Below are 12,941 nucleotides of genomic sequence, written 5' to 3' on the forward strand. Positions count from 1 at the left end.
GTCTACTCCGGCAAAAAAATCAAACCACATACTTGATATCAAGCCGCTGGGCGGCGTGATAATCGCTGATACCCAAGGCGTCTGACATGCCGATGGGCAGCGTGGTGGACCGGCCCAGCGGAGCCATTATTTTTTTCAGTTCCGTGTCAAAGGCCAGAAAAAGATCCACCACCCGTTCGGCCACCTGTTCCACATCGAGGCGCCGGTAGAGGCGCGGATCCTGGGAGGTGATGCCCCGGGGACAGCGGCCGATGTTGCAGATGTTGCAGCGATCCGTCTCCGATCCCAGGCAGCCGGCGGCGGCCTGCATGATGTATTTCCCGGTCTGGACGCCGCTGGCTCCCAGCATGATCAGGGCGGCGGCATTGGCAGCCAAATTTCCGCTTTTTCCAACGCCACCCCCGGCAAAGATGGGGATCTCGTTCTGCATGCCCACTTTGACCAGGTTCAGGTATCCGTCGCGCACGTTGGTGGCGATGGGGTGGCCCATGTGGTCCATGGAGACGTTGTAGGCGGCTCCGGTGCCTCCGTCCTCACCATCGATGGCCAGACCGGCGGCATAGGGATTCCGGGTCAGGTTGTTGAGTACCGCCATGGCCGTGGATGTGGCCGAAATTTTCGGATAGACCGGGACCCTGAAGTCCCAGGCCATACACATGGATTGAATCATTTTGGCCACCGACTCTTCAATGGAGTACTGGGTCTGGTGGGTGGGCGGGCTGGGCAGGCTGACCCCTGCCGGCACGCCGCGGATGGCGGCAATTAATTTATTGACTTTATGCCACATGAGCAAGCCGCCGTCACCGGGCTTGGCGCCCTGACCGTACTTGATCTCGATGGCGCAGGGATCTTCAACCATCTCGGGTATGGCGTGGATGATCTCGTCCCAGCCGAAATAACCGCTGGCGATCTGCAGGATCACGTATTTCAGAAAGGGGCTTCTGAGGAGGCGCGGCGGACAGCCGCCTTCACCGGTGCACATGCGTACCGGCATGCCCATTTCCTCATTGAGGTAAGCCACCCCCATCTGCAGTCCCTCCCACATATTGGGGGAAAGCGCGCCGAAGCTCATGCCGCCGATGATCAGGGGGTAGATCTCCCGAACCGGTGGGATCCATCCATTTTCATTCACGAATTTCAGGTTCTGCTCAGGTGGCAGGATCCTGCCCAACAGGGTCCGCATTTCAAATTCGTGACGGCCGGCATCCAGGGCCGGGTCCGTGAGCATGGAGATGCGGATGAACTTGATCTGGTCCAGGAGACCACCGGGTGTGTTGCGCCGGCCACCGCGACTGCGGGGCTGGCCGCCGCGGTTGATATGGTACCGCAGCTTGTCCGCTTCGTCGGACCGCATGGGGAAAATGGCGTCGTTGGGGCACACCAGACTGCAGGTGGCGCAACCCACACAGGCATAAGCCGGGTCAGTTTTCTGTCGGATGCCGTGGTAAACGTCGAAACTGCTGGCCGGACTGCCCTGGGGCTCCAAGGAGACCTTGACGCGCCGCTTGCGGAACACGCCCAGCTCAATGGCATTCACCGGGCATACGGCCGTGCAACGGCCGCACAGGGTGCACTTGTCTTTGTGCCAGAGGATCTGCCAGGGCAGATCTTTTACGCCTAGTGTAGAAGGGCTAATGGTTGCGTTTGGCTGCATATTGAAACCTCCTGGCGCTCCGGTCCGACAATGACCGTGTCCAGATGCATGGGTTGAAAGTCTTTGCTCTTGTCTCGATCGGGAACCGCGAAGTCCAGGCCGCAGATTTCAGAGGAGAAGGCATATCGTCCGGGCCGGCCGCCCACCACGCCGGGACGCAGTTTCTTGCGGTCCTGGACCATAAACAGACTGTGGTCCGGCAGGCATCCGATCACACAGTTGGGCCCGTCGATGATCAAACGGCGGCACGACTGCTTGAGCTGGGTCAGCAGGTCGGCATTGGGGTGGTTCGCGATATCTTCATCCTGCAGCGGCGTAATCACGTGTTTGTATGCCGAAATATCCAGTCCCAGCCGCGTCTGGGTGTAGTGCAGGATGTGGGTGAAAACCTCCGAATCGCTCTGGTAGCCCGAGTACCCGGGAAAGTTACGCGAAAGCAGAAACTCCCGGATGGGGGTGAACGCCGTACACTCCCCATTGGTCATTGAGGCATAGCCCTGAATGAAAAACGGGTGGCAGGCATACAGGTCGATGGCATAGTTGGTGTTCTGCCGGCCCTGGGCCATGATGACCCGGGCGTGCAGTTCCTTGCGGTCCAGCTTCAGGTAGTGGGCCACCTGCAGGGGGTCGCCGATCTCCTTGAGCATGATCACGTCCGGCCAGAAGGAGAAAACAATCATGTCGTGCTTCTCCTCACCCATGGCCCGCAGTTGGAGGCGAATCTCCAGCAGCTTTTCATAGCGCGCTTCTGTGGAATAGTCATCCCACTCCTCGGGGTATTCATAGGCGCGGATCAGATAGATGTCGCGCTTGGGAACACCGGGGGGCGGGTTTTTGGGGACCTTGATGGTGATCTTGTATTTGGTCATGAACCCGATGTCCATCATGAAGGTATCCAGACGTCGCAGTCCCGTATCGCTGAAGATTCCGGACAGGATGGGTGCGTTCTTGATCTCCTCGAAGGGTCCTCCGAGGTCACGCAGAAACAGACCGACACCGGATCCATCGTGGCCTTCCCGCATGACGTCCATGGCTTCCAGGGCGATCATGGGAGAGACGGGGGTCTCACTGGTCATGGCAAACAGTCGGCACATGGTGGTTACACTCCTTTGGCTGCCGTGGTAAAAAGGCCGCCATTGACCTGTCAATGACGGACCGGAAGGGAACAAAAAAGCAAGTTGTATACCATAATATAGAACTCACTGAAATCCAATTGCATATTAACCTGACGGGTTGGCCACATCTATGTTCATCAGCCAAGTTTTTTACATTACTGCAATTTAATTGTGACTCAAATAACAATATTGTAAAATCCGAGGTTATCGTCCAGAGGCAATCGTAACCTATCGAAAAAATGCTGATCTTGGCAAATTTAGGGAAATCTGGTAAGCGTTCATAGGTTCATCGTTCCGGGTTCGCTATCATTCATTGACCTTGTTCGCAAGCTACCAAGTTCCTGATAAAACGGCAAACCGCAGAGCGAGTAAATCCGGCATGTAACCGTTGACTGGATCAGCGTCTATTGTTGAAGGTCACTTTAGCTGAGGATTTCGATGAAGCCCTCAACCTCTGAACCCTGAACCTTTGAACGGCTGGGAAAGTTGCAGCCGTTAGGCCATAGTTGCCGCGACCCAATACAGGATATCTCCCATACCATGAAAGTCCCCCCCACCGAATTCCTGGACGGACATCATCAGGAACAATGGCTCACTTTCTGTCAAGAAGCCCGGGCCACCGGCATGACCTTTTCCCCCACCTCAGCCGGCGCAAAGGCACTGGAAACAGCCTTTGCCTTCAGTGAATTCGTTTCCGCCAACTGCATTCGTCACCCGCACATGGCCCTGGACCTGATCGACAGCAACAATCTGTTCAAACCTTACGATGACGGCCACATGGCCCGCCGCCTGGCGCCGCTGCTCCTGCCGGTGGCAAAGGCCGGTCCGGACACCCCAATGGACGGCCTGCTGTCACTGCTGAAAACCGCCCTGCGCAGATTCCGGCGGCAGGAGATGGTGCGCATTGCCGTTCGGGACCTGGCCGGCATCTGCGATCTGGACGACACCATGACCGATCTTTCCGCCCTGGCCGCGGCGGCGATTGATGGGGCATTGGGTTTGCTGTTTGACCGCATGTGTGCAACCGACGGTATTCCCGAGGACGACGCCGGCAACTGCCAGCGCCTGGTAGTCATCGGCATGGGAAAGCTGGGTGCCGGTGAACTCAATTTCTCCTCCGATGTGGATTTGATTTTCACCTTCCCGGCCAGTGGTGAAATCCGGGGCGGCCAACGTCCATTGTCCAACGAGGCCTTTTTTACCCGGCTGTGCCGATACCTGATCCAGGCCATCGGTGAAAACACCGCCGACGGTTTTGTCTTCAGGGTGGATACCCGGCTGCGGCCCTACGGCGACGGCGGCCCGCTGGTCATGAATTTCGACCATATGGAAGACTATTACCAGTTCCAGGGCCGTGAGTGGGAGCGCTACGCCCTGATCAAGGCCGATGTGGTGGCCGGAGACCGGGATGCCGGCCAAAAACTGCTCCGACGCCTGCGGCCCTTCGTCTATCGGCGGTACCTCGATTTCGGCGTGTTTGAGTCGTTGAGGGAGATGAAGCAAAAGATCAACGCCGAGGTCCGCAGAAAGAAACTGCACGACAACATCAAGCTGGGCAGTGGCGGCATTCGGGAAATCGAGTTTTTTGGACAGATGTTCCAGTTGATCCGGGGCGGTGTTCTGCCGGCGCTACAGCAACCGGCAATCCAGACCGTGCTGGACACGCTGGGCAAAGAGGGGTTTGTGCCCCTGCCGGTTTGTCGGGAACTCACCCACGCGTATCGCTTTTTCAGAAAAACCGAACACCGCCTCCAGGAGACCCTCGACCAGCAAACCCATGCGCTGCCGCCGGACCCGCTCGCCCGTTTGCGGCTGGCCCGATCCATGGGATTCGATACGTGGGATAGCTACTTGCGGATCCTCGATGGCCATCGCGAGCGGGTTCGCTCACATTTCGACGGCCTGCTGGAAACCGAGGTCAAAGCGACCCCCGACGGGGGTACCAGCCAGGCGGCAACGGATATGGCCGATGCATGGTCCTTTTCCATGACACCCGGTGAGCGCCGGCGGCTCCTTGAAACAGCAGGCTTTAAGGACAGTGATGCCGCCGCCACCCTTCTGGAAACCTTTAAATCCGAACCGGCCACCCGATCCCTGAGCAGCTCGGGAAAGCGCCGCCTGGACCGTTTGATCCCGCGGGTATTGAAGGCGGCCGGTGGCTGTGACGACCCCGAGACCGTGTTGGATCGCGTTCTGCAGCTGCTCAAGAGCATTCAACAACGGATCAGCTATCTTTCCCTGCTCCTCGAATACCCCAATGCGCTGACCCATCTGATTCGATTGGTCAGCGCCAGCCCCTGGATCGCCGCCTTCTTGAGCCGCCACCCGGTGGTGCTGGATGAACTGTTGGATTCACGCACCCTGTACGCCCCCCCCGGCCTTGATGCCCTGCGCAACAACCTTGCACGTCAGCTGGCCACCGTGCCGGGTGACGATCCGGAGTACCAGATAGAGACCTTGTGCATCTTCCGCCAGATCAACACCCTGAGAGTGGCGGCGTCGGACATCACCAATGTGCTGCCATTGATGAAGGTCAGCGATCATCTATCCTGGATTGCCGAAACGATCCTTGACAAGGTGGTGGAGATCTCCTGGAACCATCTGGTGGACAAACATGGCCGCCCGTCGTGCACCCTGAGGGGCCAGACCTGCGATCGGGGATTTGCCGTCATCGGTTACGGCAAACTGGGGGGGATCGAGCTGGGATACGGATCGGACCTTGATCTCGTCTTTCTCCATGCGGCCGACCCCGGTGAAACCGTCGGCGGCAAGCGTCCCATCGACAACGCCCATTTTTTTTCCCGGCTGGGTCAACGGGTGGTTCATATGCTTTCAACCCACACGGCCGCCGGCGCCCTTTACGAGACCGATATGCGACTGCGGCCCAACGGCGCTTCGGGGCTGTTGGTCAGCCATGTAAACGGATTCAAAACCTACCAGATGCACGAGGCCTGGACCTGGGAGCACCAGGCCCTGATCCGGGCCCGTCCCATCACCGGAGATACCGTGCTCAAAGATGCTTTTTCCACCATTCGGCGCCAGGTGCTCTGCCTGCCCCGGGAACCGGAAACACTGAAGGCATCCGTGCGGGAAATGCGGGAACGCATGCGCGAAAGTCGCCTGTCGGCCGGACCGGACCAGTTCGATATCAAAGAGGACATCGGTGCGATGGTGGATATTGAATTTTTGGTCCAACACCTGGTGTTGCAGCACGCAGCCAACCATCCGGAAATCTGCCGCTGGACAGACAATGTTCGCCTGCTGCAGGCACTGGCCGAAACCGGTATCGTTGACGGGGTAACTGCCTACCGGCTCCGGCAGGCCTACCTGATTTTCAGGGCTGTGGTACACCGGCTCAATCTGCAGGAGCGCTCCCCCCTGGTCGATTGCCATCGTTTCGAACACCTGAGGGATCTGGTTCGGCGCTTCTGGCAGCAGACGTTGAGCTGAACAAAGGGGCGTTGACGATGCCTGATGGCCGATAACAAATCCACTCAACTCAACTGATAACCGGTCGATAATACCAGGCAGGGCGATCCCTTCGACCGCCGCGACCATCATGCGTACCCATTCCACCCAACCGTTGATGCAGTGCAATGGATGTCCGCCGGCGGCAGCGTGACCGCACGATTAAATGGCTTGCAGAAAGGCCGTTGCAATGGAAGACAAGTCCCGTGAACAGTTGTTGCCCTTCAACCTGAGTCTGGTGTTTCGCCGGGGCTTGGGTCGGCAGCTGCTGTTATTTTGTTTCGGCCTTGCCATGGTACCCATGGCCCTGGTTGGATGGATCAGCTACCAAACAGCCCACCAGCGCCTGGAGCAGGAAGTCCGCCAAAACATCCGCATCACCGCCGAATTGAAAAGCCACCAGCTTCAACTGTTTTTCAATGACCGCTTGGCCGACGCCGACAAGCAGGGTCGTGAAGGCACCACGGTGTCTTTTTTCAACACCCTGGTCAGAAAATATGCAGCGGCTGAGGGAACGGTTTCCGAATTTGTTCGCAGCGTACTCTGGGCCATGGCCGCATCCGCCTACGGATCCGACATGGAACTGCATGCCAGCCTCCACGGCTACAGTGATATCCTGATGATTGATATGGCCGGGAATATTCTGTTCTCCAGCGCCAGGCAGAACGACCTGGCGGAAAACCTGTATCAAGGTAGATTGGGCAAAACCCGCTTTGCCGAGGCCTTTCGCAGAACCCTTAAATCAGGGAATCCCGGATTTGCCGGTTTTGAGCACTATTCCCCGGCCGGTGAAACCGAAACGGCCTTCGTGACCGCCCCCATTCGCGGTGAAGACAGCCAGCCCGCTGGGGTTATCGCTTTTAAAATCCCGCTCGGCACCATCCATCAGATGCTGGAGGCATCCGCGGAAATCGGGACGGGTTCGCAGCTTTATCTGGTAGATTCCGATCTGACACTGCTGGCCGGTACAACCGGGTCGCCGCATCTTCACAGCGGCGCCACGGTAGACACCGCGCAAACACGGTTGTGGCGGGAAAACCTAACCGGTAAAGGCTCCCAGACGTCCCTGGCGGAGCCTTTTGCTTATGAAGGACCCGGTGGCAATCCGGTGATGGGCACCTACGCACAGATTCTTCTGGGCGACGCCCCGTATGCCTTGATTGTGGAAATAGAAACGGCGGCAGCGTTCGGTGCCATCCATCCGCTTCGGACGATAATCGTCACCATCGTAATCCTGACGGGCGTGGGGGTACTGCTGGCATCTGCGATCTTGGCGCGAACGATCGTTGAACCGGTTCGCGATCTTTCCCGAAACACAATGATGGTTGCAGAGGGTCGTTTTGACCACGACATGCATGTGGCCGCCACCAATGAGATCGGAGAACTGGCAGCATCTTTTAACAGCATGATGGATCATCTCAAAACGCAAAAAAATACCCGGTCGCGGTTCATATCCGGTCTGGCCAGCCTGCACCGGCTGATCGGCGGTGGACAGGAACTGGGGGAGCTGTCCCTGAATACACTCGAATTTCTCTCCGACTTTCTCGGTCTGTGTCAGGCGGACTTTTTCATAGTGGATGACGGCGGCGAGTTGAAATGCGTCGGCCGGTTCCCGGGCCATCCCAATGGTGAGCGTCAACCGGTCTTTTTCACGGGAGACGGGCGGATGGATCAGAAGGTCCAGGTGAAAACCATCTCTATTTTTCACCAGGAGGCGGTCAGCGGCTTGATAAAGCCCGTTACCGCGCCTGACCTGGCGAATCTGATCGCTGCGCCGCTGATGTTGCACCAAACTGTCAAAGGAGTCCTGGAGCTTCAGAAAACGGGCGTATTCAGCCGATTTGACTATCATTTCATAGAAGCAGCAGCGGCAGTCATTGCCGTGGCCGTCAACTCTGCATCAACCCGGCAGCAGGAGGAGGCGCTGCTGGAACAGACCCGGAAGCAGGCTCAGCGATTGAAGGCTCGTGAAGCGTCGCTGGAAGAAAGCACCCGCGAACTACAGGCGCAGAGCCGGGCTTTTCAGGCGTCCGAGGAGAAGCTTCAATTCAAACAGATGGAGTTGGAGGCCGCCAACGCACAGATGGTGAAAAACGCTACCGATCTTGAAGCTCACATGGCCATTTTGGAAACACAGAAATTGGACATGGAAAAACAAAACACCGAGTTGGAAAAAACCCACCGGGAGCTGGCAGAAAAAGCCCGGCAGCTTGAGATTTCAAGCCGCTACAAAACGGAGTTCATGGCCAACATGTCCCATGAGCTCAGAACGCCGCTGAACAGCATCCTGCTGCTTTCCCGGCTGCTTCTGGAAAACAAGGAAAAAAACCTGACCACCAGGCAATCCGAGTTCGCCCAAACCGTCCATTCGGCGGGAGAAGACCTGCTGAACCTGATCAATGAAATTCTGGATCTTGCCAAGGTAGAATCAGGGAAAATGGAGGTGGAGCTTCAAGCAGTCCGGGTCCAATCCATTGCCGACACCCTTCAGGTAAGCTTCACACCCCTGGCCGAGCAGCGCGGTATCCTGTTTATCATCCATGTGGCACCGGACGTACCGGAACGACTGATCACCGACCGCAAGCGCATCGAACAGATCGTCAAGAATTTTCTCTCCAATGCCTTCAAGTTTACCGTCAGGGGAACCATCCGCCTGGAATTCACTGTTTCCCGGGAGCTGGTCATCTGTCGGGATGCCGACGACACCGGGGACCATGGCTGTCTGGCCATCAGTGTTGTGGATACGGGAATCGGCATTCCTGTGGCCAAGCACCAGATGGTGTTTGAGGCTTTCCAGCAGGTAGACGGCTCCACCCGGCGCAAGTATGGCGGCACAGGATTAGGCCTTTCCATCTCACGGGAGCTGGCTCGAATGCTGGGCGGTATAATCACGCTCGAGAGCGAAGATGAACAGGGCAGCCGGTTTACGCTTCACCTGCCCATTATCCTCCCGCCAGAGAATGAACCGGCGGTAATCCGCAGCGATACGCGCGAACGCACCACCACCCGGGCGGCTGCGTCGACGTCCTCGGCGCAGGAGACCGAAGCGACCCCGGGAGTGGATCCGGTTCCGGATGATCGCCATCGGCTGGCAGCCGGGGACAGATGTATTCTCATCATCGACGCGGATCCAGTTACGACCGAGCCAATCAAAGAATATGCTTACCAGAATGGGTACAAGGTGCTGGTGGCCGAGCAATTCCACACCGGCCTTCATTTCGCCGATTACCATCTTCCCGCTGCCATTTTCGTAAACCTGGGACTGGACGATGCGAATGACTGGACGATGATTCACCGGATTAAAGCCAATCCCAGGAGCCGCCACATTCCCGTTTTCACTTTCTCTTCCCAGGCAGATGACTTCGCAGCGGCGGTTCACGGGGCAGCAGGCCATGTGATCGAACCGATCACCGCCCGTCACCTGGAAGCGGCGTTTGACCAGATCGACCATCTGCAATCGACCGAGGATCGAACGATCCTCGTAGTCGCCCCGGATTCGGACGCCATTGCCCAGATCACCGACGCTGTCGGCGGCAAAACAATCCGCATCATGGCGGCGGCAACTGCTGCCGAGGCAACAACGGTACTGAAAACGAGAGTCGTACATGCCGTGGTCGTACATCCATCCATACATGCCGCCGAACAGCGCAGTTTTCTAACCGGCCTGCAACAGGATCCAGTGCCGGTTTTCCTGTACCCAGGGACGTCCCTGAACATCCAGCCTGAAACCGGTGTCTACCCATATGCAACGGTCGTGAATCTCAAGGTGATTGACGCACCGGAGCAACTGCTGCTGGCGCTTGTTTTGAGTCTTCACCTGTTGCCCGACGCACTGGACAACCCCCATCGCCATCGGTTATTGGCCGTGGACAACCGCCGATCCGGGTTAAATGGTTGCAAAGTACTCCTGGTAGATGATGACATGCGAACGGTATTTGCCGTATCCAATGTTCTGGAGGACCAGGGGGCGGAAGTGCTCACCGGGAAATCCGGCAAGGAAAGTCTTGACAAACTGGATGGGTTTCCGGACATTGATCTCGTTCTTATGGATGTCATGATATCCGAAGTGGACGGCTACCAGGCCATTCGGGAGATTCGAAACCGGGACCGCTACCAAACCCTTCCCATTATCGCCCTGACGGCCAAAGCCATGCAAGGAGACCGTGCCAAGTGCATCGAAGCCGGCGCCGACGATTACCTGGCCAAACCGGTGAACCTGGATAAATTGACGTCCATGCTTCGAATCTGGATAGGTTCGCAAGCGTCCGATCCGGCGGGTGTCGGCGCATAGTCTCCCATTCAACGAACCCACAGGGCGCAACCATGTCATCAGATGAAAAGATAAAAATCCTGGTTGTGGACGACAGGCCCGAGAATCTCATGGCCATCGAAGGCGTCCTCGAGCGACCGGACCTGTCCATCATTACCGCCACGTCCGGCAACGAAGCGCTCGGGCTGGTTTTGGAGCACACCTTCGCACTGATACTCCTGGATGTTCAGATGCCGGGAATGGACGGCTTTGAGGTGGCTGAACTGATGCGGGGCAGTGAAAAAAGTCGCCATATCCCTATCATTTTCCTCACCGCCATAAGCAAAGACGACACCCACGTCTTTACCGGCTATGAGAAAGGTGCGGTGGACTACCTGTTCAAACCGCTGGACCCGCTCATCCTGAGAAGCAAGGCCAATGTCTTTGTCGAGTTGTTTCAGCAGCGTAAAAAACTACAGCAGAGCAATTTGGATTTGAGCTGTGCGGTGGCAGAGTTGGAAGTCGTCAACCGCCAGATCCGTGAACAGCAGAAATCGGTGATCGAGGAGGAGCGCCTGAAAGTTCTGCTTCAAATGGCCGGTGCCACGGCCCACGAACTGAACCAGCCGTTGATGATTCTGATGGGAAATGTTCAACTGATGGAAATGGACGGGAACGTCCCGGCACACTTGGCCGGCCGGGTGAGTAAAATCACCGAAGCTGCCAGCCGGATTTCCGACACGGTCAAGAAGATCCAGACCCTCCGCCACGACCAACCCAAAACCTACGCCGGCGGGAAAACCATCCTCAACCTGGACCAGCATGTCTCTATCCTGGCCATTGAGGACAAGGATAATGATTTCAGCAAAGTCAGACAGATTCTGCGGGACCACCATCAGCTTGCGCTGACCCGGGTAAAATCGATCCGAGAAGCCTTCGACCGTATAGACAAGGATAGCTTTGATCTCATTTTTCTGGATTACTTGCTACCCGACGGCACCGGCCTGGAATTTCTTGAAGCCGTAAACAGCAAAGGGATCGAGACACCGGTGGTGGTTATTACCGGCCAGGGAGACGAGCTGATCGCCTCCCGGATCATCCAGGCCGGTGCCTATGACTATCTCCCCAAGGCCAAGGTGAGCGGCAAGGCCCTGCTGCGTATCATCTCCAATGCCCTGGAAAAGGCTGGTTTGAAGCGGGAGATGCGCATGGCTCAGGAAAAGCTGGCAGAGATGTCCGTGCGCGATGAACTGACCGGCATGTTCAACCAGCGCTATTTTCGGGAAGCGCTGGAACGGGAGGTCTCCGGTGCGCAGCGCTATGGTCACGGGCTGGCTCTGTGCATGATCGATCTGGACCATTTCAAGCGGGTCAATGATTCCCACGGTCATCTGTGCGGGGACCGGGTCCTTCACGAGTTCGGGCGGCTGCTGAATGACAGCATCCGCAAATATGATGTGGGCTGTCGTTACGGCGGAGAGGAGTTCGCCGTGATTCTCCCCGACACGTCGCTGGATAAAGCGTTGTCCCTGTGCGAGCGTTTTCGGGAGCGGGTGAAGGAGCACGAATTCACCTACGAGGAGCTGACCCTTCACATCACCGCCAGCGTCGGAGTCGCTGCCCGGCCAACTGGAGGTATAATCACCGGCAGGCAGCTGGTGGACCTGGCTGACAAAGCCTTGTATCAGGCCAAAAGCCAGGGGAGGAATCTGGTCGTAACCATTTAGCCATCAGGTTGAAAACGAGGGCGAAGGCTAACCATCGGAGTCCATCACATCTGGCAACACCCATGAAACAAAAGAAAACGCCGGGACTTCTTTGACAGATGCACCCGGCGTTTTTTGTTAACATACTTATCACTCGCTCAGGACCGATGAATCATCAGGATTTCCTGGCGCCGGCATAGCCGAGGCCTTTCAGGGCATCTTCCATTTCACCCAGGATGGTCGGGTCGTCGATGGTGGCCGGCACATTGTATTCCTTGTTGTCGGCAATCTTTTGGATCGTGCCGCGCAGGATCTTGCCCGAACGCGTCTTGGGCAGCCGTTTGACCACCGTGGCCGTCTTGAACGCCGCCACCGGGCCGATGCGGTCGCGCACCATCTGGATCGTTTCCTTGATTATTTCATCATCGGCCTTGGTCACCCCGGCCTTAAGCACCACGAAACCCACCGGCACCTGGCCCTTGAGATCGTCATCCACACCCAGCACCGCACACTCGGCCACATCCGGGTGAGAGGCCAACACGGCCTCCATACCCCCGGTCGACAGGCGGTGACCGGCGACATTGATGATGTCGTCGATGCGGCTCATCACGAAGACATAACCGTCTTCGTCAATATAGCCGGCATCACCGGTCAGGTAGTAGCCTTCCTCCGCGCTCATATAGGATTCGAGAAAGCGCTGGTCATTCTGCCATAGCGTCGGCAGGCAGCCCGGTGCCATCGGCAGCTTG

Annotated in this window: 6 protein-coding genes; 3 read left to right on the forward strand and 3 right to left on the reverse strand. The window is 57.3% G+C overall.

The genetic code is table 11. From position 1 onward, the window contains the following. Nucleotides 1-19: 19 nt before the first annotated feature. Together QNK41_RS00740 and QNK41_RS00745 are read right to left on the reverse strand one after the other, a co-directional pair. Nucleotides 20-1,654: a glutamate synthase-related protein gene (locus QNK41_RS00740; RefSeq protein WP_319252737.1), complete on the reverse strand. Its 1,635-nt coding sequence runs from the start codon at nt 1,652-1,654 to the stop codon at nt 20-22. Then, entirely contained in the window at nt 1,618-2,748 is a 1,131-nt protein-coding gene (locus QNK41_RS00745; RefSeq protein ID WP_319252739.1) for a glutamate synthase, read from the reverse strand. Before QNK41_RS00745 ends, QNK41_RS00740 begins: the two co-directional genes overlap by 37 nt. Nucleotides 2,749-3,309: 561 nt before the next feature. Between QNK41_RS00745 and glnE the strand changes: the two genes are divergently transcribed. From glnE to QNK41_RS00760, 3 genes are all read left to right on the forward strand, one after another. Beyond that, the gene (gene glnE / locus QNK41_RS00750; RefSeq protein ID WP_319252741.1) at nt 3,310-6,219 is read left to right on the forward strand and encodes a bifunctional [glutamate--ammonia ligase]-adenylyl-L-tyrosine phosphorylase/[glutamate--ammonia-ligase] adenylyltransferase; all 2,910 of its coding nucleotides are present in this window, start codon (nt 3,310-3,312) and stop codon (nt 6,217-6,219) included. Nucleotides 6,220-6,427: 208 nt separating this feature from the next. Next, nucleotides 6,428-10,528 carry a response regulator gene (locus QNK41_RS00755; protein ID WP_319252743.1) on the forward strand — a complete coding sequence of 1,367 codons (4,101 nt, stop codon included), beginning with the start codon at nt 6,428-6,430 and terminating at the stop codon, nt 10,526-10,528. 32 nt (nt 10,529-10,560) lie between these two features. Then, nucleotides 10,561-12,213: a diguanylate cyclase gene (locus tag QNK41_RS00760; protein WP_319252745.1), complete on the forward strand. Its 1,653-nt coding sequence runs from the start codon at nt 10,561-10,563 to the stop codon at nt 12,211-12,213. A gap of 154 nt (nt 12,214-12,367) precedes the next feature. Here the strand turns inward: QNK41_RS00760 and QNK41_RS00765 are convergent. Then, a partial coding sequence (locus QNK41_RS00765; protein ID WP_319252747.1) for an AMP-binding enzyme occupies nt 12,368-12,941 on the reverse strand: 574 nt, incomplete at its 5' end.

Source organism: Desulfosarcina sp. (assembly GCF_033791525.1).
GTDB lineage: Bacteria > Desulfobacterota > Desulfobacteria > Desulfobacterales > Desulfosarcinaceae > Desulfosarcina.

Excerpts from the sequence above, each read along its gene's own strand:
- QNK41_RS00745 (WP_319252739.1), bottom strand. The coding sequence starts at position 2,748 with ATGTGCCGACTGTTTGCCATGACCAGTGAGACCCCCGTCTCTCCCATG.
- QNK41_RS00740 (WP_319252737.1), bottom strand. The coding sequence starts at position 1,654 with ATGCAGCCAAACGCAACCATTAGCCCTTCTACACTAGGCGTAAAAGAT.
- QNK41_RS00760 (WP_319252745.1), top strand. The coding sequence starts at position 10,561 with ATGTCATCAGATGAAAAGATAAAAATCCTGGTTGTGGACGACAGGCCC.
- QNK41_RS00755 (WP_319252743.1), top strand. The coding sequence starts at position 6,428 with ATGGAAGACAAGTCCCGTGAACAGTTGTTGCCCTTCAACCTGAGTCTG.
- glnE (WP_319252741.1), top strand. The coding sequence starts at position 3,310 with ATGAAAGTCCCCCCCACCGAATTCCTGGACGGACATCATCAGGAACAA.